This window comes from Oceaniglobus ichthyenteri, from assembly GCF_003057885.1.
In the GTDB taxonomy this organism is placed as follows: Bacteria; Pseudomonadota; Alphaproteobacteria; order Rhodobacterales; family Rhodobacteraceae; genus Oceaniglobus; species Oceaniglobus ichthyenteri.
Genome location: NZ_QAGK01000002.1, coordinates 388705 through 414657, shown reverse-complemented (window position 1 = coordinate 414657; position 25953 = coordinate 388705). Strand labels below are relative to the sequence as shown.

At 61.3% G+C, this 25953-nt stretch carries 17 protein-coding genes; 9 read left to right on the top strand and 8 right to left on the bottom strand.

The window, feature by feature from the left end; translation table 11 throughout:
- Positions 1–48: 48 nt before the first annotated feature.
- Both C8265_RS04975 and deoC read right to left on the bottom strand, forming a co-directional pair.
- Positions 49–2400 carry an aldehyde dehydrogenase family protein gene (locus tag C8265_RS04975; protein ID WP_108482864.1) on the bottom strand — a complete coding sequence of 784 codons (2352 nt, stop codon included), beginning with the start codon at positions 2398–2400 and terminating at the stop codon, positions 49–51.
- A 33-nt stretch (positions 2401–2433) separates the two neighbouring features.
- The gene (gene deoC / locus C8265_RS04970; protein ID WP_108482863.1) at positions 2434–3417 is read right to left on the bottom strand and encodes a deoxyribose-phosphate aldolase; all 984 of its coding nucleotides are present in this window, start codon (positions 3415–3417) and stop codon (positions 2434–2436) included.
- 128 nt (positions 3418–3545) lie between these two features.
- On the opposite strand from deoC, the gene rpe reads away from it, so the two are divergent.
- Positions 3546–4214, top strand: coding sequence for a ribulose-phosphate 3-epimerase (gene rpe / locus C8265_RS04965; RefSeq protein ID WP_108482862.1), 669 nt, complete (start codon positions 3546–3548; stop codon positions 4212–4214).
- Here rpe and C8265_RS04960 read toward each other — a convergent pair.
- Positions 4211–6316: a caspase family protein gene (locus C8265_RS04960; protein WP_108482861.1), complete on the bottom strand. Its 2106-nt coding sequence runs from the start codon at positions 6314–6316 to the stop codon at positions 4211–4213. The two genes, rpe and C8265_RS04960, sit on opposite strands and share 4 nt — an antisense overlap.
- The gene (locus C8265_RS04955) at positions 6316–6954 is read right to left on the bottom strand and encodes a hypothetical protein (protein WP_126623142.1); all 639 of its coding nucleotides are present in this window, start codon (positions 6952–6954) and stop codon (positions 6316–6318) included. The genes C8265_RS04960 and C8265_RS04955 overlap by 1 nt, the downstream gene beginning before the upstream one ends.
- A 150-nt stretch (positions 6955–7104) precedes the next feature.
- Between C8265_RS04955 and C8265_RS04950 the strand changes: the two genes are divergently transcribed.
- From C8265_RS04950 to C8265_RS04920, 7 genes are read left to right on the top strand one after another with little or no spacing between them, the layout of a single operon-like run.
- Entirely contained in the window at positions 7105–8403 is a 1299-nt protein-coding gene (locus C8265_RS04950) for a S1C family serine protease (protein WP_108482859.1), read from the top strand.
- Between the two features lie 15 nt (positions 8404–8418).
- Entirely contained in the window at positions 8419–9129 is a 711-nt protein-coding gene (locus tag C8265_RS04945; protein ID WP_108482858.1) for a response regulator transcription factor, read from the top strand.
- Positions 9129–10484 (top strand): sensor histidine kinase, encoded by a 1356-nt coding sequence (locus C8265_RS04940; protein WP_108482857.1) that lies wholly within the window; start codon positions 9129–9131, stop codon positions 10482–10484. The genes C8265_RS04945 and C8265_RS04940 overlap by 1 nt, the downstream gene beginning before the upstream one ends.
- Positions 10484–11941, top strand: a complete 1458-nt coding sequence (locus tag C8265_RS04935; protein WP_108482856.1) for a patatin-like phospholipase family protein — start codon at positions 10484–10486, stop codon at positions 11939–11941. The genes C8265_RS04940 and C8265_RS04935 overlap by 1 nt, the downstream gene beginning before the upstream one ends.
- A 10-nt stretch (positions 11942–11951) precedes the next feature.
- The gene (locus C8265_RS04930) at positions 11952–14024 is read left to right on the top strand and encodes a caspase family protein (RefSeq protein WP_108482855.1); all 2073 of its coding nucleotides are present in this window, start codon (positions 11952–11954) and stop codon (positions 14022–14024) included.
- 26 nt (positions 14025–14050) lie between these two features.
- Positions 14051–15121 carry a serine protease gene (locus C8265_RS04925; protein WP_164512271.1) on the top strand — a complete coding sequence of 357 codons (1071 nt, stop codon included), beginning with the start codon at positions 14051–14053 and terminating at the stop codon, positions 15119–15121.
- Positions 15108–17807 (top strand): tetratricopeptide repeat protein, encoded by a 2700-nt coding sequence (locus C8265_RS04920; RefSeq protein WP_108482853.1) that lies wholly within the window; start codon positions 15108–15110, stop codon positions 17805–17807. The genes C8265_RS04925 and C8265_RS04920 overlap by 14 nt, the downstream gene beginning before the upstream one ends.
- Here C8265_RS04920 and C8265_RS04915 read toward each other — a convergent pair.
- A complete protein-coding gene (locus C8265_RS04915; RefSeq protein ID WP_164512270.1) occupies positions 17804–19447 on the bottom strand; it encodes a CHAT domain-containing protein in 1644 nt (547 codons plus the stop codon). The genes C8265_RS04920 and C8265_RS04915 overlap by 4 nt on opposite strands.
- A gap of 163 nt (positions 19448–19610) precedes the next feature.
- On the opposite strand from C8265_RS04915, the gene C8265_RS04910 reads away from it, so the two are divergent.
- Entirely contained in the window at positions 19611–20393 is a 783-nt protein-coding gene (locus C8265_RS04910; RefSeq protein WP_108482851.1) for a ThuA domain-containing protein, read from the top strand.
- Positions 20394–20423: 30 nt separating this feature from the next.
- Here C8265_RS04910 and murJ read toward each other — a convergent pair whose 3' ends face one another.
- The 3 genes from murJ to C8265_RS04895 are packed head-to-tail and all read right to left on the bottom strand — an operon-like array spanning position 20424 to position 25931.
- A complete protein-coding gene (gene murJ / locus C8265_RS04905) occupies positions 20424–21971 on the bottom strand; it encodes a murein biosynthesis integral membrane protein MurJ (protein ID WP_108482850.1) in 1548 nt (515 codons plus the stop codon).
- Positions 21971–24763 (bottom strand): [protein-PII] uridylyltransferase, encoded by a 2793-nt coding sequence (locus tag C8265_RS04900; RefSeq protein ID WP_108482988.1) that lies wholly within the window; start codon positions 24761–24763, stop codon positions 21971–21973. Before C8265_RS04900 ends, murJ begins: the two co-directional genes overlap by 1 nt.
- Positions 24750–25931, bottom strand: a complete 1182-nt coding sequence (locus tag C8265_RS04895; RefSeq protein WP_108482849.1) for a penicillin-binding protein activator — start codon at positions 25929–25931, stop codon at positions 24750–24752. Before C8265_RS04895 ends, C8265_RS04900 begins: the two co-directional genes overlap by 14 nt.
- Between the last annotated feature and the right edge of the window lie 22 nt (positions 25932–25953).

Sequence of the window (25953 nt, the reverse complement as noted above, 5' to 3'; positions counted from 1 at the left end):
ACCGCCTGTCTAGGTCAGATCGCAGCCCAAGTATAGAGCCTGCGACACTCAGCCCTCACCATATGGAATCCAGACTGTTTTCACGTCGCAAGCCTGGGTCAGAAACGCGCGCGATTGCCCATCGGATCCGGCCCAATTGCGGCTGCGGCCATTGTTGACCCATGTGCGTTTCAGATTGCTGGCCGAGGCGCGTTCGATAACCTGTGACAGGTCTGCCGCCGATGAAAACGACCAAACGGCGTCGACATCCATATGCCCGGCCATATGGGGGGCCAGTTCGCGATGATCGCCGGTCAGAATATTCACCACTCCGGCGGGAACGTCCGATGTTTCAAGAACTTGGTAAAAATCTGTCGCCGCCAGCGGAAAGGGCTGTGAGGCCACAGTCACCACCCGGTTGCCCATGGCCAGGGCCGGTGCGATGACCGAAACCAAGCCCAGCAGCGGCGCATCATCGGGCGCGAATTGTCCGATCACGCCCACAGGTTCGTTCATCGCCAGGGCCACCACCCGTTGCGGCACGCCTTTGGCGGCCCCATCGTGTTTGTCGGCCCAGGCGGCCCAGTGAAACAGCCGGTCAATCGCGGTGTCCACCTCGGCCTCGGCCTGTTTTGCCGATGCGTTGGTTAGGTCGGCAATCCGGGCGGCAAATTCACCCGCGCGCGCCGATAGGTTTTCGCCGATATAATACAGGATTTGCGCACGCAGATGCCCGGCACTGCGTGACCACGCCTTGGCGCCCTGTGCCGCCTCAACCGCGTTGCGCAGATCCTTGCGGTTGGCCAGACTTGCATGACCCAAAAGCGCGCCCTTTTTCGACCAGACCGCGCGGGAATATCCGCCATCCGGGCGCGCCTGTTTGCCGCCGATATAAAGTTTCGCCGTGCGATCCAGCCCCGAGGTTTGGGCGGTTTTCGGGGCCTCAAACGCGGCAATCGGGGGTAGCGCGGTGGTTTTGGTGCGCGGTTTGGTATAGGCGGTCAGCCCTTCCCATCCGCCTTCGCGGCCAAAACCGCTTTCGCGCACGCCGCCAAAACCGGCGGCGGCGTCCATCATATTGGTGCCATTCACCCAGACGATTCCGGCGGCCAGTTTCGGCGCGATATCCAGCGCCAGGTTGATGTTTTCCGACCAAACGCTGGCCGCCAGCCCATAGCGGGTGTTGTTGGCCAATTGCACCGCCTCGGCCGGGGTGCGGAACGTGGTGGACACCAACACCGGGCCAAATATTTCCTCTTGCATCAACGGAGCGGCGGGGGTCAGCCCGGTGATCAGGGTCGGGGGGTAAAAACAGCCCTCGGGCGCGGGGCCGGTTTGAAACACCTCACCGCCGCTTGCCGAAACCTTTTCGGTGATGGCGCGCAATTGCACCGGATCAACCACCGCGCCGATATCGATACATTTATCCAAAGGATCGCCCAACCGCAGCCCGCCCATGCGCAGGCGCAACCGGTCGTGGAAATCTTCGGCGATGGATTCTTGCACCAACAGGCGTGATCCGGCACAGCACACCTGCCCACCGTTAAACCAGATGGCATCGACCAGCCCTTCAACCGCGCTGTCGATATCGGCATCATCAAACACGATATAGGGCGATTTACCGCCCAATTCCAAGGTCAGCGCCTTGCCCGATCCGGCGGTGCGTTCGCGAATCCGTTTGCCCACAGCGGTAGAACCGGTAAAGGCGATCTTGTCGATGCCGGGGTGATCGACGATCAATTCCCCCACAGCGCCATCGCCGGTGATGATGTTCACCACACCGGGCGGCACCCCGGCCTGACCGCACATTTCGGCAAAATATAGCGCGGTCAGGGGGGTATATTCCGCCGGTTTCAAAACCACGGTGTTGCCCATGGCAATGGCCGGCGCGATTTTCCAGGCCAGCATCAACAGCGGGAAATTCCACGGCACGATCTGCCCGCAGACGCCCAGTGCGTCACAATCGGGCAATTCGCTGTCTTGCAGTTGCGCCATGCCCGCGTGGTAATAAAAATGCCGTGCGACCAGGGGGATATCAATATCGCGGCTTTCGCGAATTGGTTTGCCACTGTCCAGGCTTTCGAGAACCGCAAACATCCGCGATTGTTTTTGCACCAACCGCGCCAAGGCATAAAGCACTCGCGCGCGGGCCGGTCCGCCCATTTTGGCCCAGCCCGGTTGTGCCTTGCGCGCGCTGGCCACGGCGGCGTCCACATCATCGGCGCTGGCTTGGGTGAGTGTTGCCAAAACCACATCGCGCGCCGGATTGCGGGTGGCAAACCCAGTGCCCGGTGTAGTCATCGCGCCGCCAATGAACAGGCCAAAGGCGCGGTCGTGGCTGTCAAGCCAGGCTTGCGCCTCGGCGTCGCTTTCGGGGGCGGGGCCATATTCCATGGTTTGATATATCTCTGAAACGCTCATCGTTTGTTTTTCGCCCAAATGTTCATGAAAATCCTAGGCCATCCCGTGGCGATAGCTGGCGGAATAGTGGCCGGTCACATGATGTTCCAACTGCCGCTCAATATCATTCAACAGCGATGACGCGCCGAACCGAAACAGATCGGGGCGAAGCCACCGATCGCCCAACTCATCCTTGACCAAGGCCAGATAGGTCAGTGCATCCTTGGCCTTTGATATGCCACCCGCCGGTTTATACCCCACCTTATACCCGGTGCGCGTGTGATAGGCGCGGATCGCGCGGATCATCACCAAAGACACGGGCAGGGTGGCATTCACTGATTCCTTACCGGTGGATGTTTTGATGAAATCCGCGCCCGCCATCATGCAAATCAACGACGCACGCGCCACATTGCGCAGGCTGCCCAATTCGCCCGTCGCCAGTATAGCCTTGACATGGGCCGGGCCACAGGCGGCGCGAAAGGCGGCCATTTCATCGTAGAGCGCCTGCCAATTACCGGTCAGAACGTGGCGGCGGGAAATCACGATGTCGATCTCACTGGCCCCGGCCTTGACTGATTCCTCAATCTCGGCCAGGCGCAAATGAAACGGCGACAGCCCGGCGGGAAACCCGGTGGAAACGGCCGCCACGGGAATGCCGGTGCCCTCCAACGCCTCGACCGCGGGGGCGATCATATCGTGGTAAACACAGACAGCACCGGTGGTGATTGGCCCCATGCCCAGCGCGTCTAACAGATCGGCGCGCACCGGCTGCGCCGCCTTGGCGCAAAGTCGGCGCACACGCGCGGGTGTGTCATCGCCCGACAGGGTCGTCAGATCGATGCAGGACACCGCGCGCAACAACCACGCCGCCTGGTGGTCTTTTTTGACTGACCGACGCCCCGGAATCGTCGCGGCGCGCCGTTCAATCGCGCTGGTGTTGGCCTGTGCGCTGCGCACCCATTCCATATCCAGCGGGATGCCGGGATTGCGCGCCAATGTGACCTGGGGCAAATGGGTGGGGGTGCGTGTTGCGATCATGACAGGGCCTTGGCATTTTGATATGATGCAAACCTTGCACGGGCCACAGGGTTTGGCAATATTGAGCGGTTTCCAAACCGTGCCCAAAGCGATATCGCCTGAGTCAGTCAAACAAAGGAGCCCGCGCCATGGCTGTGAAAATCGCCCCCTCGATCCTGTCTGCCGACTTTGCCGATTTCGGGGCCGAGTGCCGCGCGATTGAGGCACAAGGGGCCGATTGGGTGCATGTGGATGTGATGGATGGCCATTTCGTGCCCAACCTCACCTTTGGCCCGGCGCTGTGCGCGGCGATCCGGCCCCATATCAAGACGGTGATGGATGTGCATCTGATGATCGCGCCTGTCGATCCGTATATTCAGGCCTTCGCCGATGCGGGGGCCGATATCATCACCGCCCATATCGAGGCCGGGCCGCATATCCACCGCACGTTGCAATCGATCCGCGCGGCGGGGTGCAAGGTGGGCGTGGCGATCAACCCGGGCACCCCGGCGGTGGCGGTTGCACCGCTGATTGACATGATCGATCTGGTAAATGTGATGACGGTCAATCCCGGTTTTGGCGGGCAGAAATTCATCCAATCGCAACTGAACACGATTCGCGATTTGCGCACGATGATCGGTGATCGCCCGATTCTGATCGAAATTGATGGCGGGGTTGATACCATCACCGCGCCCCAATGCGCCGCAGCGGGGGCCGATGTGTTGGTCGCCGGATCGGCGGTGTTCAAGGGCGGGTCGGTCGACCAGCCCGAGATGTACGGCGCCAACATTCAGGCGTTGCGCGATTCGATCGGTTAGGTATCGGGCACGGTATCAATCTCGAACTGCAAAAACATCGGTGAGGGGGCGCTGGCCGTGCGCCGACTTTTCAGGCTGACAGCGGCGCGGGTGGTTTCGCCAAACCCGGCCTCGTCCAGCAATCCGGCGATGCCTTGGCGCACCGAGGCATCGCGGGTGCGTTCCACCGCCGATTGTTCCAGAAACGACAGGTCTTCGACTGCCGATTGTGGCGCTGCGGGCGACAAAATCACCACCATGCGATCCCGGCCAAAGGCATCATCGGTAATCAGGATGAAATCTTCGTCCAGCACATCGCCCGGCTGCATCCGGCCATTGCCCATAAAGCTGATCGAATAATCTGATCCGACATACAGGATATTGTAATCCACCGGCCCGTCGTTGCTGTTTTCCAAGCGCAGACCGATCACATCATCGGGTATCATCCGTGGCACATTTGCCCCGGTCAGGGCGACGCGGCTGCCCGCGATCACCTCTTCGCGCAGCGGGTCGAACCGGGATGATTGCAAAGTCGCCTGAACATTCAACGCATTCCCATTGGCTGCTGCACCGATTTTCAGCAGGTTCAACGCCTTGGCCATGGCGCGCAGGTTGTCGGCGATGACTTCGGCCAGTTGAAAATCACTCTTGTCGGTGGTTGAAACCGATGGCATCCGCGCCAGATCACCGTCTTGCACCAGACCCGAGGATGGCAGAAACCAAATCGCATCAGGGCGCGCGCTGTCCTCAAACAGATCAAGCCGCAGATCGGCCTCGGCCCCCGGTGCGACAAAGCGCAAACGCGGCCCGGCCATTTCATCGGCGCGGATGATTTCGGCGGCACGCAACAAGGCGCTGTTGGCCTCACCGCGCGCACGGGGCAAAGAAACGGTGAGCGAAAAATCAACCAGATCGGCGGTTTTGCGCAGCCACGCGCCGCGCGGCAGATCGGCCGGCGCGCCGGTGGTGGTGCGAAACGTGCCCGCCTCGGTCACGGTCACGGTGGCCACTGCGGCCTCGGTCGGGTCGGCGGGCGATTTCATCACCGACAGTTCCATGCCCGGCGCGATCCCGTGCAACGTGCCTGCCGCCACGCTTAGCCCATCATTTGTGGGTTGTGCGGGCCATTGTGCCACGCGCGCGCCCGGTTCACCGCCCAGGGCGATGGCGTCAAGATCGCCCTCGAACAAGGGGGTCGAGCGGGCCAGATTGCCGGTGGTATATTTGCGCAGGATTTCTTGGGACAACTGGCGATAGGTGATGCCGGGGCGTTCGGCCAATGCCTCAAACAATGTATAGGTGAACACGCCTTGCAAGCGGCGATCAGGATAGCCCTTTGGCATGTTCTTTTCTGGCGTCACCTCATTGGTTTGGGCGGCAAAGAACGCCACCAGGCTGCCTTGATCCGCGGTGTCGGTTGTGACGACGGGCGGTTCAGCACGCTCTCGCGGGTCGGGGGCCAGGGCGCGGGTGCGAACGGCGGCTTGTTCGGCGGCGATCAGCGTCGCGTCGGGAATGCGCAATGCCTGGGGCGGTAATTGGCGCATGCGCACATCTTCGCCTGAGGGCGCGGCGCGGGTGGCGGTGCCGGAATGGCAACTGTCAAACACCACCCAAACATCGGCCCCCTTGGCGCGCAATCCGTCCAACATGGCGCCGATTTCATCATCGACCAATGCATTGGTGACCGTGCCCACGGTATCATCCCAGGGGCCAATATCGACGGGCAGGAAAATTTCATCCAACCCGTCCAATTCACTGTCGGGGTCCAATGCGGGCGATTGGCTGCCGTGGCCGGAAAAGTGCAGATAGACAAAATCGCCGGGCTGCACCCGCGCGGTCAGATCGGCCATGGCGGCGCGAATTGCGGCCAATGTGGGTGCGGTGCCCCCGGCCAACCCATCGGCCAGCAGGGTGATGTTATCGGCGTCAAACGGCACAGCGGTGTTGGTGGTTAAAAACCTGTGCACCAGATCCACATCATTGGCCGGGCCTTTCAGCCAGAACCGTTCATCGAGGTTGGGATAGGTTGAAGCCCCAATCAGCAGGGCGTGGTTTTCCTTGGCCAAAGCGGGCAAAGCCAGCAACAGCGCGACAGCGGTGGTTGTGAACAGGCGGCGCATCAGTTTGTCATCAACTTATAGGCGCTGGCCACGCGGCCTTTGTTGCGCACTTCGACGGCATAGGCCTGGGCGCGTGTCGGTTCCCACCCGCAATAGGCAATGGCGGAAATATCGGTGTCAGAACACACCAGACGCCCCTGTGCATCGCGAATATAAAGGTTCAGATCCGCATCGCCCGACCCTTCGACATAGACATCGGCATATTGTCCGACGCTGAATTCCAGCGGGCGATAGGTATCGGTGCCGCCGGGGCGGATGCGGGTGTAACTTTCCACCCGACCGGTGCGCACGCCCTTGAAGGTTTCGGCGCGCACATCGTCGATCAGCCCGGTCAGTTGCGGATCATCCACCGATAAGTCTTGCGCCGTTTGCAACATCGCCTCCCATGTCAGGGCGGGGTCTGCCGTGCCTGTCGGCGCTTTGCCATCGCGTTCGGGCACCCGTTCGATCCGCTCTACCAACACTTGCTTGCGCAGTTTCGCGGCGGCGATGATCAGCAGGGCATCGCCCTGATCCGCGCCAATCCGATACATTTGCGCCGAAACGCGCGACGCTTTGATCGGGTCCAGATTTTGCGCCTGCGCCATGGGCGGCAGGGAAACAATGGCAGCAAAGGCAAGAAACAGCTTGGGTGACATGACAAATCCTCCGTTGCGTTGAATATTCGGCACAAGCCCCAACAATACAACGGTTTCTTGCATCTCATTTGGATCGTGACAGGACTTGTCATGTGATCCTTGGGGGCGGAGCGGGTATATCTGCCGGGCACCTTTGGAAAGGAATACCCGATGCCACACAAGGTTTTAACCGCCCGCTTTGCCCCCGCACTGGGGGCGGCGATGATCATGATCATGGTTTTGGTCGTGCCAATGACGGCACGCGCCGCCGCAGGGTTGGAGCGCGCCGTGGCCGCCACGATGATCGTGCTGGGCGAAGATCACAGGCCCTTGGGATCGGCGGTATTGCTTGAGGGCGGATTGGCGATCACCACCGCCGATGTGGTGGGTGCGCGCGCTGCGGTCGATCTGCGCGATGGCACGGGGCGCACGGTGCGCGCACAGGTTGTGGCCCGTGACGGGCGGCGCGGCATTGCCCTGTTGCGCGTGCCGGTTGATTTTGGTCCCGGTCTGGCGTTGGCCCCGGTAACGGTGCCGGTGGGCCAGGCGGTTTATGCCATCGGCGCGCCCCTGGGGATGGCCCCGATGGTGACCCGTGGCATTATCGCGGCCCCCCCGCGCCAACCCGACCCGGCGGTGGCACTCAATGCCCTGCGCCATGATGCTGTGGTGCACGACGGCGTGGCCGGTGGGCCGCTGGTCGATGAACAAGGGCGGCTTTTGGGGCTGAACCGCGCCGCGCCCGATGGCGCGCTGATCGGGCTGGGCTGGGCGGTTTCGGCGTCCGATCTGGCGCGGATCGTGCCGTTGATGGTGGCGGGCGATCTACGTGACGTGCCCGATCTGGGCCTGTCGTTGCGCCGTGTCACCCCCGACATTGCCGAGGCGCTGGGCCTGACGCCCGGTGGATTGCTGGTGGAAACCGTCATCCCCCGCTCACGCGCCGCCCGTGCCGGGTTGCAGGCGGGCGATATCGTTCTGGGTTATAACGCCACGGTGCTGGAACAGGTCGGCGCATTGGCGTTTCTGATCGAAGCCCGCCAGGAGGACACCGCGCGCCTGCATATCCGGCGCGGTGCCAGCTTGCTGACGGTCACGCTGAACCTGGCACCGGTCACCGGGCAACTGGCCACGCTAAGCGTCAGTGGCGGCGCGGTGGCGCGGATCGAAAGCTATCGGTTTGCCACCCTTGGCGTGATGTTTGAGGATGCAGGCCGCGTCAGCCATGTCAGCCTTCATTCTCCGGCCTTTGTGGCGGGGTTGCAGCCCGGCGATACGGTGCTGGCACTGAATGGCACACCGATTGATCGCGCGGGGCTGGAGGCGTTGGTTATCACCAAGCCGATTCTGCTGTTGATCGCGCGAAACGGTGCCACGCAACATGTGCTGATCAACCCTTGGGGCAGTGCGCCGCGCACAGCGGTGCAACAGCGGGCGAATTTGCTTGACGCGCGCGCGCATCTCTTCTGATCTAAGGTTCATATCATGACAGACATTGCCCGCATCCTGATCGTCGAGGACGACCCCGAAACCGCCAGCGCCCTGGCCGATGCCGTGCGCGATTTGGGCGGTGAGCCGGTGATCATGCGCAACTGGGCCGATGGGGTACAGGCGGCGGGGCTGGCGAAATTCGCGGTGATCGTGATGGACCGGATGCTGCCCGGTGGCGACGGGGTGGATGCCATCGCGAAAATGCGCGCCGCCGGATCAAAGGCGATGATCCTGGTGGTCAGCGCGCTGGGCCGCGCCAGTAACAAGATCGAAGGCTTGGAAAAAGGCGCCGATGATTATCTGGCCAAACCGTTTGATCCGGATGAATTGCGCGCCCGCCTGCGCGCGCTGTTGCGGCGCAATACCATGACGGTGCTGGATAACGATATGCTGGCCTTTGGCGATCTGGAAATCCGGCTCAAGGCGCGCACTTTGCATATTGGCCGCACCCATGTGGCGCTGTCGCCAAAAGAATTCAAACTGATCACGTTTTTCGCCCGCAACGCAGGCGAGGTGGTGACGCGGATGCAACTGCTCGAGCATGTGTGGAACCTGCATTTTGATCCGCAAACCAATGTGGTGGATGTGCATGTGGGCCGTTTGCGCCGCAAACTTGAGGCGGCAGCGGGGCGCGCGATTATCCACACCGAACGGGGCGAAGGGTATGTGTTTGATCCAGCGCGCGGTGACGGGGCACCACAGTGATGTTGGCACGCTCGGCCGCGCTGCGCCTGACATTGGCGGTGGCGGCAGGAATCATCGTGTTGTCGCTGCTCGCGATGGGGGTGCAATACCAGATGACGGCGCGCGAACTGGCGGCGCAAAACCGCGCGCTGCTGGCCAGCGATGTGGATGCTTTTGCCGCGCTTTATGATCAACGCCGCATCATCGCGTTGCGCGAAGCCATCGCATTTCGCGCCCAAACCACCGCGCCCGAACAGGCGCTGTTCCTGCTGCAAGGCAAACAGGGTGAGGTGTTGGCAGGCAATATAAACGCCTGGCCACCGGATTTACCGGCGCTGGCAGGGTCCGTTTCGATTGAGGGCGCGCGCCAGTTTCAGCATGATCAAACGCCATATCTCGGGGTGGCGCGGATGTTGCCGGGGGGCTTTCCGCTGTTGATTGCGCGCAGTGAAACAGCGGCGCACACGGTGCTGGCCGCCTTGCGCCGCTCTATTGTCGGGGTGGGTTTGGCCCTTGTGTTGGTGGGGGTATTGGCGGGGCTGGCCGTGTCGCGCGTTGTCATCGGGCGGATTGACCGGTTGAACCGATTGGCCGACCGGGTGGCGGCGGGGGATCTGGGCGCGCGTCTGCCGGGGCGGCGCAGCGATGATGAATTTGGCCAGCTTGAACGCCACGTGCATCAAATGCTGGATCGTATCCAAAACCTGAACCGGGCCACATATCGCCTGTCAGATGCCATTGCCCATGAACTGCGCACGCCGCTGAATCGCATTTTGCAAAAGCTGGATCGCTCGCCCGGTTCGGATGCTGTGCGCGCCGAAATGCGCGATGCGATTCGCATTTTCGATTCCCTGCTGGATATTTCCGGCGCCGAGGCGGTATCGGGCAGCGCGCCGGGCCTTGTGCCGGTCAACCTTGGCCAACTGGTGGGCGAGGTGGCGGAATTGTACGAACCCCTGGCCGAGGACAAGGGGATTTCCTATGCCGTTGATCTGACGCCTGACCTATGGGTGCTGGGCGATCGTAACCTGATTGCGCAGCTTGTTTCGAACCTGTTGGACAATGCGATAAAATTTTGCGCAGCGGGCGATGCAATCACCACCCACCTGTCGCACATGGGCGACCGTCACATCCTGGCAATAACCGATACCGGCCCCGGCCTGCCCGATGATCTGGGGGATTTGGCGTTTGAGCGGTTCGTGCGCGGCGAACGCGACCGCGCCGTGACTGGGCACGGATTGGGCCTGGCCCTGGTTCAGGCGATTGCCACCCGGCACGGCGCGCGGTTGACCCGGCCCGCGGTGGAAAAGGGATTTGCGATTTCAATCGCTTGGCCTAAAGTGGCCCCACCGCCGGATATAAGCGACGATTCCTGATGCCCAACTTGCCTGTGCTGTCTGCCGCGTGCCTGGTTATACTGACCGGGCTTTTCGGCTGTGCGGCGTATAATACCCCGGTGAATGTGCCCAATGCCGCGCCCAACCTGTCATTGGTTGATCGCGATTTGCCGGTGCCGGGGGATGATGAAATCTGGGTCGGGCTGGCGTTTTCGGGCGGTGGGATGCGGGCCTCGGCCTTTGCCCATGGAATGTTGGAAGGGCTGCGCGCCGCCACGGCCACGCCCACCGATACCGACGGCATTTTATCGGATGTGCGTCTGGTTACCGGGGTTTCGGGCGGGTCGGTCACGGCGGCGCATTTTGGGTATTTCGGCGCCGAATGGGTAAGCGGGTATCGCGAGAAATTCCTGATCAAAAACGCCGAAAAATACATGGCAACCTCGCCCCTGAATCCGGTTACTTTGGTGCGGGGGTTGGCCGGTGGGGCCAATGGTGCCGATACCTTTGGGCGGTTTCTGGATGAAACTCTGTTTCACGGGGCCACCTTTGGGGATTTGCGGCGCAAATCGCGGATTCGCACCTGGATCAATGCCAGCGATGTGGCCAACAACACCGCGTTTTTGTTCAGCGCCGAAACCTTTGATGCGCTGTGTTCTGATCTGTCGTCTTATCCGATTTCCCAGGCGGTCAGCGCCTCGGCGGCATTTCCATTGGCCTTTGCGCCGATCGTGTTGACGGCCCACAGCGATGCCTGTGCCTATCAGGAACCCGATTGGTTGACCGCCGCGCGGTTCAACCCCGAAGCCTCCTCGGCGATGAAGGCCCATGCCCGCGCTTTGGAAAGCTATGCCGACCCTGACAAGATCAGGTTCGTCAAACTGCTGGATGGCGGCATCACCGATAATTTCGGCACCACCGGCCTGTCGGTCGAACGGGCCCGGGCCGAAGTGGCCCATTCCCCCCTGTCGCCCGATGAAGCGATCAAGATAAAACGTATCCTGTTTCTGGTCGCCAATGCCGGGGTCAGCCGTGATTTTGGCTGGACGCAAAACCTGCCCGGGCCGGGCGGGGTGGAATTGGCCATGTCCATCGCCAATTCCGCAATGAGTGCCGCAAGCCGCACGGGATATGACGCCATGCGCCTGGAATTGGCCGATTGGGAGCGGGATCTGGTGGACTATCGCTGTGCGCTGCCCGCCAGTGCCGTGCGCCGGGTGCGGGGCGATTTGGCCGGGTGGGATTGCAGGGATGTGAAACTTTTTATCGGGCAGGCGTCGTTTGATGATCTTCCCGAGGCGATGCAAACCGAACTGAATGCCATTCCTACCCGCCTGCGCCTGAGCGTTGAACAGGTGGATATGGCCATTCAGGCGGGGCGTCTGGCCACCCGCAAGAACCCGGAACTAAACGGTTTTCTGCGCAGCATCACGGACGGCGGCGCGACACTGGCCGCCGCCGGGCCTGCGCGCCGGATCACCCCGCTGCGAAACTGAGCTTGCACGAATGACAATCCTTGTCACATTGCCCAGATTTCTTGCGCTGGGCCAAAGGAAGGGCCATTCTGTCGGCATGAAACCGCTGATCTCACTTTTTCTGGCTGGGGGTCTGACCCTGAATGCCGCTTCGGCCCTGGCCGATGTTCACGCCCTGCTGGTGGGGGTGAGCGATTACAAATATCTTGATGCCGATCTGCGTGGCCCGATCAACGATGTGGGCCTGATGGCGCGCACTCTGTTGGCGCGCGGCGCAACCGAAGTGCGGGTGTTGGCCGAACCCACCGTTGTCTTACCCGAAGGCGTCGCGCCCGCCGTGGTGCCAACCCGCGCCGCGATTCTGTCGGGGCTGGCGGATTTGGCCCAGGTGGCGGGGCCGGATGACACGGTGATCTTTTATTTTTCGGGCCACGGGGCGCAGGCACCCGACCTGAACGGCGATGAGGCGGGGGGATATGATGAAATCTTCCTGCCCGCCGATGCCAAAAACTGGAGCGGAACAATTGGTGCGGTGGAAAACGCCATCGTCGATGATGAATTTCAACCGCTGTTTCAGGCAATCCTGAACACCGGCGCCACGCTGATTGCGATTGTCGATGCCTGCCATTCGGCCACCGGATTTCGCGCCGTCAGCAGTGCGCCCGGCGCTGAACGGTTCATCTCATCCGCCACTCTGGGCGTGCCCGAGGATCTGCCCACACCCGAAGTGTCCGGCACGGTTGCGCCCCCGCTTGAGGGGCAGTTTGCGTTTCTTTATTCGTCGCAATCGGATCAACGGTCGTTTGAATATCCGCTGGGGGATAAGGCCGATCTGTCAAATTGGTATGGCGATTTCACCCGCTCGTTGGCGGTGGTACTGGCCGAAACGCCCGATCTGACATGGGAACAGGCCCTGCGCGGGGCCACCGATACCTTGCAAAAAGGCGCGGCAATGGCGGTGCAAACCCCCGATGGCGAAGGCCCGGCACTGACCACGCCAGTGTTCGGTTCAACCGATCCCGGTGCGCGCCGGGTGGTGTTTGAGCGCGGCGAACTGAAGGCGGGGCTGCTGTCGGGCTATGGCAACGGCGCGGTGTTCGATCTGTACGAAACCGCCACCAGCACCATTCCCGTGGCCCGCGCGACCCTGTCACAGGTTGGGGCCGACAAGGGCCAGTTGATTGTCGAAAGCGGCGAAATGCCCGCCCGGGGCTATGGTGTGCAACGCCGCCCCGGCGTGCCGGCGCCGTTTCGTTTATCGGTGCCGGTGTTGATGGATGCGGCCGACCACAGCCCGATCCTGGATGCGCTGGGCGGGTTGGTTGCCGCCGGTCTGCCCGAGGGCGTGGAATGGAACGCCGAAAACCCCGATGCGGTGATTATACTGTCGGGCGGCACCCTGGCCCTGACCGGGCCTGACGGTGTGCTTGACCCCGATGGCCCGGGCAGCAGCCCGCGCATGGGCGCTGATCCGGCCGGGTTTTTCGAACGTGCGGCGCGGGTGTATCGGTTGCGCCGGGCCCTGGCGCTGGCCGAATCCCATGGGCCGGTCGGATTTTCCCTGCCCGGTGCCGGGCTGCAACAACAGATTGAGCGTGTGCTGGGCAACCCCACCGCCGATGGTTGTGCCGAGCCGGTGGCCGGTGTCGGCCCGTTTGAGGCCGATCAGACTGTCACCACCTGCGACCGGTTGTGGGTGTCACTGACCAATACATCGAAAACCGCGCAGGATGTGACGGTTTTATATGTCGACCGTGATTTCAACACATCGGTGCTGTGGCCCGAACCGGGCCTGTCGAACCGGATCAATTTCGGTGAAATGCAAGAGGTCGGATTGGAAATTCGCACCCCCAACGGGTTGCCCGGACAGGAAGAACTGATCGTGCTGGCGGTTCCGGCACAGCCCGGCGCGGCGCGCACGGTGCTGTCGGGGCTGGCCGACCCCACGATCACCCGCGCCGGCCCCGGCGCGCCCGCCCTGCAGCTATATCTTGAATTGGCGTCCGATCTGACGGCGACCAATCGTAATTTCGGTTTCACCGGCGCGGTTGCGCCTTTGAACATCACGCGCACCCGGCTTCACCTGGTGCCGGTGGCGCGATGAATATTTGGAACCAGGAGGAGAACGCCATGCCTATTTCAAAGCAAGATATTTTCACCGGATTTGTGGTTGCAACCCTATTTGCGGCCACGGCCACGGCGCAGGAAACCTCGGCCGTGGGGCCGACGGACACGGCGGCGCGATCACCCTTTGCGTTTGCCGAAAGCGAAGCCAAGGCAAAAGCGCGCGCCGCCGCCGAAAAGGCCGCAGAATCCAGCGGTGGGCGGGTTATCGGCGGTGAAATCGCTGCCGAAGGCGCGTGGCCCTGGCAGGTGGGTCTGTTGATCGGGGGCCGACCCGTGGCCCCGGATTCACAGTTTTGCGGCGGCACGATCATTCTGGATGAATGGGTTTTGACCGCCGCGCATTGCGTGTTTTTCCCCGATGAAAACGGCAACGGCCGCGCGATCAGCCCGGATCGGTTCAACATTCTGGTGGGGACCAACACATTGCAGGATGGCACCGGTGATCTTGTTCCGGTCGAGGCGGTGTACAAGCACCCCGATTACGCGCTGGATGATTTCAACCATGATATCGCGTTGGTCAAACTGGCCCGCAAACCCAACGCTGCCTATCGCACGATTCAGGTGCCAAACGCCCAGTTGGGCGAAGTTCTGGATCGCCCCGGTGTGCCGACGATTGTCACCGGTTGGGGGTTGATCAACGGTCAGACCAGCCCGGCAGAAATGCGTCAGGGCAGCATTCAGATGTTGCCGCGCGAACAATGCAACGGCGCAGTGATGGAGGCCCGGGCCAATGCCGCCAGCAAGGGGTTCTCTGAAGCGGCCAGCATTTTTGACCTGAAACAGGACGATGCACAGGCCGCCTGGGAGGCGCTGATTGATCGCGCGCCGCTGCCGCTGAGTGAAAATATGTTGTGCTCGGGCACCTATGAGGGCGGGCGCACGTCGTGTTCGGGGGATAGCGGCGGGCCTTTGGTGGTGCCGTTGGATGACGGGTCTTATGTGCAGGCCGGTGTTGTCAGTTGGGGCCTGTCGGGTGAGGCGGGCAATGGTTGCAATGAACAGGCGCTGTTCTCGGCCTATACCAAGGTGGCCAACTATCTGCCCTGGTTGGAACAGACCATTGCGCAAAACTGACGCGCATATCGGTTGGGCGGCCTTTGGTCGCCCGATTATCTGTCTTGCGCTGGGGATGGCGTGTGCGACGGGCCCCGCCATCGCGCAATCACAAAGCTGGGGTGCGGCCCCCACCGCGCAGGCCCCGCGCACGCCAACCGACAGCGACATCATTGCGATGATCGAGGCAGGCATGGCCGACTTTCATGCCGGAAACACCGATGCGGCGTTGCAGCGATTTGAAGCCGCCAATGACCTCACATTCAGCACCAATAATCTTGGACTGTCGGCCAAACATCTGCCCAATCTGGCCTTGGCGCGTTATTATCTGAAGATCGAAGATTGGGACGAGGTCGCGCGCTTTGCCGCATCGGTGGCCAGCGCGCTGGATGTCGATGGCTACCGCGATCATCCCTACCGGATTGAGGCAATGGCGTTTCAGGGTGCGGCCGCCTATGCCAATGACCGCCTGAACGAGGCCGATCTGTTGTTGCGCGCCGCCTTTGCGGCCAGTGCGGGGCGTGCCGATCTGGTGGTCACACAGGATCTGGCCCATGCCTATCTGGCCGCGACAGCGTTTCAGACCAATGCGCCCGATGCGATTGATGTTCTTCAGGCGTATCTTGATGCCCCCACCGTTGAACACAGCTGGATCGCGCCGGAAATGGTGGCGTTTCTGGTTTACGTCCGGGTGTTTGCCGCATTTCGCGCGGGCGATGATCCGGGCGTTCTGGCACAGCTTTACGCCGAATATCTTGACGCATCGCCCGATGTGGCGGCGTCCGATCCGCAGACACAGTCGTATTTTCGCGGGTTTCTGGGCCTGTTACAGGGCGAGGCAGGCACATTGGAAGCGGCGCGCGCCACCTTGCAAGAGCGGCATGATTATCTGACCCGGAATGACCTGATTGATGATGATTATCTGAAAAACATTCAACGCCTTGCGATGATCCGCAACAATATGGGCGATACCGTCGGCGCGATTGAATTTCTGGAATCAAATATGAACGCTCTGCGCGGGCGTGCGGGCATCAACCCCGAAGGATTTGTGACGTTCGAGCAGGATCTGGGGATATTTCAGACCAATCTGGGCAATATCGCCCAGGGGCAACAGCATTTTCGCAATGCATACGAAATTATCCGGCGCACGCGCGAACGGTACGATTCTCAGGTATTGGCGCTGCATTCCCTGTTGGATCAGGGCGATCCGGGGTTTGCCACCTTTGCCTTTGCCGATGAGTTGCGTTTGGTGCAAACCGATATCACGCTGGATCAGGATGGCACGCGGGTTCTGGGCGCATTCTTTGCCGGTCAGTACCTTGCACTGGATCGGGTAATGATTGCCTTGGCCGAGACATCCGACGCCGAAACATCGCAGTATCTGTTGAACCGGGCGCTGTATCTTGGCCTTGGGGGATACCGGGATCAGGCGTTGGGCGACATCGCCGCGTTGCGCGCGGCATTTGGCAATGCCCCCCCCGGGATTGATCCGGCTGTGCCGCTGATTGTCGAATTGATCGCCGCCATCTGGGGCCCTGACCCCGATCAGGCCGAAGCAGCGCGGGTGTTTGAGGCACTGGATGCGATGCGCGATCCGATCCGCCCGGATCTGCGGATGGTTGCCGAAAGTCTGCGGGTGTATCTGGCGTATATATTTGATCAAAACACCGCTGCCTTGCAGGGGATCGAGGGCTGGTTGGCCCTGCCGCGCCCCGCCGCCCCGACGGCATGGAGCCTGTTTGCCCAAGCGGTTGCGCTTGAGGCGGGAATGAACATATCCGGCCCCCAAACCCGCGCCGCCCTGCGGGCCGAATTTGAGCGTGACATCGAAACCGCGCCCGATCTGACAGTGTTGCGCGCCTATGGTCAGTTGTCGATCATTGGCTCGGCGGTTGAATCCGAACTGGGGCCTGACAGCCTGGTGCGTCTGAACGCGTTGCGCCGACAGGTGCGCGACGGATTGCCCGCCTATCACAGTCTGGTGGCCTATGCCGAATTTGCCCTGAACAATGCCCACCAACGGCGCGGTGAAATTGAACAGGCCATCGAATGGCTGGACCGCGCCACCACCACCGCGCGCCTGCACCCGTTTCCCAATGCCGATACCATCGCATTCACCCTGTCGGATCAGGCGCGATTGCTGCTTGGTCTGGGGCGCACGGATCAGGCGGCCCTGATCGCGCGCGAGGCATTTGACATGATCGATCCGCTGACCGGGCGGCCCAATCTGGTATCGGCGGTGATTACCAATTATGCCAGTACATTGCGCGCCCGTACCCAGGATTCGAACCGCGTGGTTGAGGTTTTTGCGCAATATGTGGATGACCCCGCCTATCTGGATCGAATGACGCCGGTGAACCAAAAGGATCAACTGCTGGCCTATGCCGATGCCTTGGTCGATGCGGGGGGCGAATGGGACAAGGTGCGCGATTTGCTGGATCGGGCAGGGCGCGCGTTGGATGATGTGGGGCATGATCTGCCCTATCAACGGTCAGGGGTGGCGTTTTTCCGGGCCAAGGCCGAATATCTTTATGATATCGGTGATTACGGCTGGGCCGAAATGCAGTTTTCCAATGAACGCATGGCACAGGATATCGCCCAGGACGCAACCGGCACGGTTCAGGTGGATCGGACCGCCGAATTTCAGACCCGCGCCAGTTGGACCGCCAGCATCGGTTGGGATTACGCCCAAACCTTGCCCGACTAGGTATCGCCGCCGCCTTCGCCCACCAGAACGAAAGGCGCCCAGAGGCGGGGGTGGGCAAACCGGGTTTCGGATTCATCCTCCAGCAGGGTCAGCATTGCTGCGCGCAGGGCCTCGGCGCGGGGGCGGGAATCGGCGCCGTACATGCCATCAAGCATGGAGGTGGTCAGCACCGATGCCGCGAAATCATCAACCGGCCAGTGTGACACCAATATCGCCCGCGCGCCGGCATATAAAAACGCCCGTGCCAGGCCCGACAGCCCCTCGGCCCCCGGTGTGCCATCGCTGCCCGCTGTATCACAGGCCGACAGGATCACCAGTTCGGCGGCCAGTTTCAGTTGTGCCGCCTCACTTGCCGTCAATAATGCGTCATCGCGTTCGGTGGGGGTGTCGGGAATGCTGAACACCAACGCCGGTTCGTTTAGCCCCGGCAATCCGTCGGCCAATAACCCATGGGTCGCAAAGGCAACCACCCGAACGCGGCTGAAATCGGTGTCTTTCACCTGCGCCTCGGTCGCGTTTTCGGCCAAATACACCGCCTCCGGATCGGCGCCCATGGTCGCGGCCAGACGGCGCAATTCACGGGCGGTGTTGGGCAGGGGGGCCAGATCGGCGACGCGGCGCACATCCTCATACACACCGCGTGTGATCACGGTGGGCGCGCTGGCATCTGCCGGCCCTTGGGCCAGTTGATAGCCCAGCACCGGATTGCCAAAGCCGATGAACGGGTCTTTATCCTCGGTGTTCAACCGGCCCCGGGCAAACCGCAGCACCCGCAGGGCCGACACATTGGGCAATGTCGTCAGGGCATGCTGGCGCACCAGCCAATCGGTCGTGCGCAGGGCGGTCGGGTCATCATCGCCGCCCATGGGCGGGCGGCGCACCAACAGCGCCAAAGGCAGGCTGGTCAGCGGGCCATCGACCACCGTCATCAGGTGGGCGGCATCGCCGAACACGTGTTCAAGGGGCGCAAAGAACTGGGCATAGATTTCATGGGCGGTTGTGCGATCAAACGCGCGCCCTGTGGGCCGCGCCCCGGGGTTCAGCGCGACGCCCGCACGTTCGCCGCCCTGTGCCGAAACCTGCTGGCGCAGGGTTTTTACCCGTTCGTTTCGCGCGCTCAGATCAATCTCGGCGCGGTGCCAATCGGCGTTTTTCGGGCTGATCGCCCAAGAATAGGTATAATATTGATCGCTGAAGGTGAACAACAGCGCCTCGTCCGGGTCCAGCACGGATTGCACTTGGGCGATGGTCAAAGGTGCGGGGTTGGTCAGTTCGCGAAATTCGGGGAATTTTGCGCCGATCCGTGTATCAAGGGCGCGTAACCGGGCGCGTATGTCGGCAATTTCCTGCGCCAGTTCACCTTGAAGGGTTTCGGCCGCGGCACCGGTGTTTTCGGCCACGGTGGCCAGACGTTCGGTCAGCATTTGCAACTCTGCGCCGCTGTCTTGTTGTTGGCGCAAAAGGGCGGCCAAATCGGCGCTGCCTGCGGCGATGCGGGTAGCCGATTGGGCTAAGGCGGCGCTGGCCGCGGTCACGCCCGCGCGTTGTGCGGTGACAAATACATGATCCATCACCTGCGCCCGGGTCTGGGCGTTCAGGGGAAAAGCCATCAGGAACAGCGGGATCAAAAAACGCAACATGCAAACACTATTCCACCCGCCCGGCGATCTGTGAAGCCCCCTGAACATGACAAATCCACACCCTCCTTGGGGTCAGGGGCCAGCGTGCAAAACCGGCATCGCGATCTTGCCACTGGGTGCGATCTGATCATTATGCTCTGTGCGATGTGAAAAGGGGCATGGGATGATCCGGGCGACAGTATGGAACGAAAACGTTCACGAACAGACAAATGAGATCGTCGCGCAGATTTATCCAGACGGGATTCACGCGTGTATCGCCGAGGCGCTGAATCAGGCTGTCGGTGTCACCGCCACCACCGCCACATTGCACGAACCCGAACATGGGCTGACCGCCGCGCGTTTGGCCGAAACCGATGTGTTGTTGTGGTGGGGCCATTGCGCGCATGGTGATGTGGATGATGCGGTGGTTGAACGTGTGGCCGAGGCAGTGTGGGGCGGAATGGGGTTGATCCTGCTGCATTCATCGCATTTTTCCAAGATTTTCAAACGGCTGATGGGCACACCTTGCACCGTGACATGGCGCGAGGCGGGCGAGCGCGAGCGCCTTTGGGTCACCGCCCGCCATCATCCGATCACGGCGGGCCTGCCTGATCATTTCGAGCTTGAGCATGAGGAGATGTATGGCGAACCCTTTGGCGTTCCTGAACCGCTGGAAACTGTTTTCATCTCATGGTTTCAGGGTGGTGAGGTGTTTCGATCAGGGCTGACCTACAAACGCGGTGCCGGAAATGTATTTTATTTTCGTCCGGGGCATGAAACCTATCCCACGTTTCACGATGCCAATGTGCAACAGGTTCTGATCAACGCAACCCGTTGGGCCAGCAACGCCGCCGCGCGCATCACGAATGTGACTGAAGCGCCGAATACGCCGGTAGATCGGGCATTGGAGCCCTTGGCCGAGCGTGGCGCGAAATTGCATCGCGCGGGCGATGACGGATTTCGCTGAGCCGCCGGGAATGTGGCGTCATTTATTTGATTATCGCCGGACCGCGCCGCGAATATCGGACAAGGCAAAGGCACCGATGGCCGTACCGATAATGTAATAGCTGCCCATCCCGATCAAGACGAGCACGGCAAGGGCAAGATATTTCAACCCTGCCATTCCGAACAACGGGCCCAGAATCACGGTGGCCACCCACAGGCACAGGCCCATGCCCAGCGATGCCGCCAAAATCCGCCAGATCCGCCTGCGAAAACGGTCATCAAATTGCGCGGCCTCGCCCATCTTGCGCCCGCCCCGCGCCAATAGCCAGACCATGGCCCACCCCGCGACGGTGGTGCCAATGGCCGCGGCCAAGAACCCGATGAACGGCATCAGGCCAATCGCCAGCCCGGCATTCACCACCAGCGAAACCAGGGCATAACGAAACGGCGATCTTGTGTCTTCGCGGGCAAAAAACAACGGCTGCAGTACCTTTTGCAATACAAATGCCGGCAGGCCCAAACCATAAATCGCCAAGGCAATTGCCGTGGCGGCGGTGTCATCGGGGCCAAAGGCGCCGCGTTGAAACAGCGTTGCCACCACGGGCAGGGGAATGACCACAAAAGCCACCGCCGAAGGCACCGTCAGCGTCAGCGCCATTTCTGCCGCACGGTTGAAGGCATGGCGCCCGCCCGCCGTATCCTCGGCCCCCAAACGGCGCGACAGTTCGGGCAGCAGGACGACACCGATGGCGATGCCCACCACACCCAAAGGCAGTTGATACAACCGGTCAGCATAGTTCAGCCAGGCAATCGCGCCGTCATAAAAGCTGGCCACTTGCCGCCCCACCAACAGGTTGATCTGCACCACCCCCCCGGCCAGTGCGGCGGGGGCGGCAATGATGGCGAGTTTTTTCAGCTCGGGCGTCATGCGTGGGCGGCGCAGGGTCAGCCGAAAGCCCGCGCGCGCCGCCGCAACCCAGACCAGAGCAAGCTGTGCAATGCCGCCCACCGGCACCGCCCAGGCCAGGGTGATGCCCACCCGGTCGGCCATTTGCGCCGGATCGCCGGGGCCTGTCAGGCCCGCCAACAGGATCGCGGCAATGAACACCACGTTCAGCAAAACCGGCGCTGCAGCAGCGGCCAAAAACCGGCGGGTCGAGTTCAGAACACCAGAAAGAAGCGCGGCCAGCGAGATGAACAGGATATAGGAAAACCCAATGCGCCCATAGGTGACCGCCAGATCGAACCGTTCGTCGCCATGAAATCCGCTGGCCATGGCGGTGACCAGCCAGGGCATGAACACCATCCCCAGAATGGTGAAGGTGGATAAGATAAAAATCATGCCGGCAAAGGCATCCCTGGCAAATCCATGGGGGTCGTCGCCGGTTTCCAGTTTCTTGGAAAACAGCGGCACGAATGCCATGTTGAACGCGCCTTCGGCGAAAAACCGGCGAAACATGTTGGGCAGGGAAAACGCCACAAGGAACGCTTCGGCCACCGGACCGGCACCCAGATAGGCGGCAATGAATATATCGCGCACAAAGCCCAAAACCCGGCTGACCAATGTCCAGGCGCCGACCGTGAAAAAACCGCGCAGCATCAGGCGCGCGCCCGTTCCGAGCCTTGGGTGATGGCCTCGCGCAGTTTGCGTTCCAATGCGCGTTGTTTGCTTTCGGAATAGAATTTCAAACCGAACATGTCTTTCACATAAAACGTATCGACCACCTGTTCGCCATAGGTGGCGATCACCGCACTGGCAATGGAAATATTGGCCGCCGCTAGGGTGCGGGTCAGATCGTACAAAAGGCCGGGGCGGTCGCGTGTATCCACCTCGATAATCGTATAAATCTCCGATCCGTCATTGTCGAAAATGATCGAGGTCGGCACGCGAAACCCACGCTCGCGCTTTTTCATCTTGTCGCGGGGTTCCAGGGCGTCACGCGCCACCACTTCGCCCTTCAGGGTGCGGCCGATCATTTTGCGCAGCCGACCAAGGCGCGATTCGTCATAGGGCGCGCCATCGCCGTCCTGCACCCAGAACACCGCTGTGGCAAAACCATCATTGCTGGTATAGGTGCGCGCATCCACCACATTTGCCCCGACCAAGGCCAATGCCCCCGCCAGGCGCGAAAAGATACCCGGATGATCGACCATGGCAAAACAGGCGCGGGTGGCATCGCGGTCGGGATCGGGTTTCAGATCGATACAGATGTCGCCGTCTTCAATCGTGCTGAGCAGATTGGCAAACACCACATGGGCGCCGGTATCCAACCCCTGCCAATAGGGCGGGTAATGGCGTTGGGTTTCGCGGCGCAGGGCGGATTTATCCCAATCTGGCAAGGCCTCGCGCAGACGTCGCCGGGCGTCGGCACCACGGGTTTCACGGTTGAGATCCTCAAGCCCGTTTTCAAGGGCGCGCGCCGTTTCGCGGTGCAGCGTGCGCAAAAGCTGCGCCTTCCAGTTGTTCCAGGTGCCGGGGCCAACACCGCGAATATCGCACACCGTCAGCAACAACAGCAGATCAAGACGTTTGCGATTGCGCACCGCCTTGGCGAAATCGCGGATGGTGCGCGGATCGGACAGATCGCGCTTTTGGGCGATATCCGACATCAACAGGTGATAGCGCACCAGCCATTCAACGGTGTCCACCTCGGATTGTTTCAGGCCCAGGCGCGGCGCCACCTTGCGGGCAATTTTTGCGCCCAAAACCGAATGATCCTCATCGCGTCCCTTGCCGATATCGTGCAGCAACAGGGCGATATACAGCACCTTTCGGTTCACACTGCCGGATTTCACGATCTGCGTTGCAATCGGCAGTTCGGTATCCAATTCGCCGTGTTCAATTTGCGCCATGGCGCTGATCACCTGAATCGTGTGCTCATCGACCGTATAGTGATGGTACATGTTGAACTGCATCATCGCGACGATGGGTTCAAATTCGGGCAGAAACGCCGATAGTACGCCGATTTCGTTCATCCGCCGCAGCGCCCGGTCGGGGTTGGGGTATTTCAGGATGATATGCATGAACAGGCGCATCGCCTCGGGGGTTTTGCGCACGGCATCGTCAACCAATGTCAGGTTTGCAGCAATCGCACGCATGGCATCGGGATGCAGCAGATAACCGGTGCGCATCGCCTCATCGAAAATGCGCAGCATGTTCAGCGGATCGGCCAGAAACGTCGCGCGGTCTTCGAAACTGATGCGGTTCTGTTTGATCTGATAGCCCGCGCGCACCTTTTTGCGGCGCAACTTGCCCACCAGACTGGGCACGTTTTTCTTGTGATCGGCCTCAAGCGCGGTCAGCAGAATGCGGGTCAATTCGCCCACGCGATTGGCATGGCGAAAATAGGTTTGCATGAAATGCTCGACCCCGCGCCGCCCGCCCTTGTCGGCATATCCCATACGCTCGGCCACTTCGACCTGTATGTCAAAGGTCAGCTGATCCATCGCCCGCCCGGCGACCAGATGCATGTGGCACCGCACCCCCAACAGAAAAGTCTCGGCCTTGTTGAAATTCTGATACTCGGAATCGCTGAACACACCGGCGGCCACAAGTTCGACGGCCTTGTTCACACCGTTGACGTATTTCGCGATCCAGAACAGGGTTTGCAGATCGCGCAGGCCGCCTTTGCCCTCTTTGACGTTGGGTTCAACCACATAGCGTTGGCCGCCCTGTTTCTGATGACGGATGCTGCGCTCTTCCAGCTTGGCGGCGATATATTCGGCGCCGGTGTTGTGAAACAGATCTTGCCACAGGGTTTCGTCCAGCCGGTCGGCCACGGTTGTGTCGCCGCATAAATATCGCCGCTCAAGCAGGGCGGTGCGCACGGTGTAATCTTCGCGTGCCATATCCAGACAATCGTCAACCGTGCGGCTGGAATGGCCCACCTTCAGATGCAAATCCCAGAATATATAAAGCATGGATTCGATCAGGGTTTCGGCCCATGGGGTCAGTTTGTGAGGGCTGAGAAACAACAGATCGACATCGGAATAGGGGCACATTTCGGCCCGGCCATATCCGCCCACGGCCAGGATCGACACCACATCATCCCCGGTTGGATCAGACGGGGGGTGCAAATGGCGCAGGGCCATATCGTAAATCGTGGTGACGATGCCATCGGTCAGATAGCTATAGGAATGCACGGTTTCGCGCGCCTTGTGGGGCTGGTCGGTAAAGGCGCGGGCAATCGTTTCCCGCCCATCCGCCAGCGCCGTTTTCAGATGTTGCACGACACAGGCGCGGCGGTCTGCAGGATCATCGCAGGTGGCAATATCACCATCTATCGCGGCCCGCAGACGGGCCACGTCAAGAATGTGCTCTGCCGGACAGATCAAACCGTCCGGCAAGGCCGCAGGATCAGAATGCGCCGTGGCTGAATTAGAAACCTGCACCACCAAAGCTTCTCGGTGCGGGGTCGATCACGACAACCTGATTGTTCTGGATCTGCGCGATGGCCATGCCCCGTTGATTGGTGCCGTCCGCGCGCAGGCGGAAAATGCCGTTTACCCCGATAAAGCCCGACCCTTGGGTCAGTGCCGACGTGTTCAAGGCGTTGCTTTTCCCTTGGGCGACCAATGCACCGATGGCGGCAATGCCATCATAGGCCAGGCCGGCAATCGCGTGGGGCTGCCCCCCATAGGCGGCGGCATAACGGCTGTTGAACCGGGCCGACATGTTGGGATCGGGCAGGGCGAACCAGCTGCCCTGGATGCCTTTCAACGACAAGGCACTGCTGGGAATATCCAGACGTTGCAGGCCCATATATTGTGCCGTCGATGAGGGCAGGCCCGCGCCGGCCAATCCATCAACCAGGTATGACAATGCCCCGGCGGTGCCCGATGTCATGAACACCGAATCGGCATTGGCGGCTTTGGCCTGTGCGGCAATTCCGGGAATTGCCTGTGTCACGCCCTGTTGCGACAGTGGAAACGAAGCAACACCGGCAACGCGCGCGCCGTTGTTCTGAATCGCGCCCACAATCGCATCGCGGCCGGTCTCCTCGGCCGCGCTTTGGCCATGGACGACAAAGATGTTCGATTTGCCTTTGTTGCGGGCATAGCTGACCAGGCGATCTGCGGTGTTTTCAAACGTATTGCCCAAAACAAACACGTTGCCCCCGGCAATCGAGGTGTTGTTGGAAAACGCCAGTACATTCACGCCCCGATTGGCCACCGCAACACCGGCCGCATTTGCCGCCTGGGCAAAGACCGGGCCGATGATGATTTTTGCGCCCTCATCCACGGCGCGCGCGGCCACCTGTGCGGCTGTGCTGGCCGAACCTGCCGTGTCATAGACCCGCAGATCGATCTTGACGCCCTTCAGATCAGCCATCGCCAGACGTGCCGCATTTTCAAGACTGCGCGCCAGGATCGCGCCACCATCTGCCGACCCGGCCGGCACCAGAAGCGCCACAGGCACGGGCGCCGAGGCATCAATCGAAGGCCCGGTTCCAACACCGCCCAGGGCGATGGGTTCACAGGCCGCAAGGGCAAAGGCCGCGACCGCCATCGTGGCAAAACGGCGAATCGGCACGGGGGCGGTGGACAAAAACGAAAACATCGGCAAACTCTCTTGCAACATG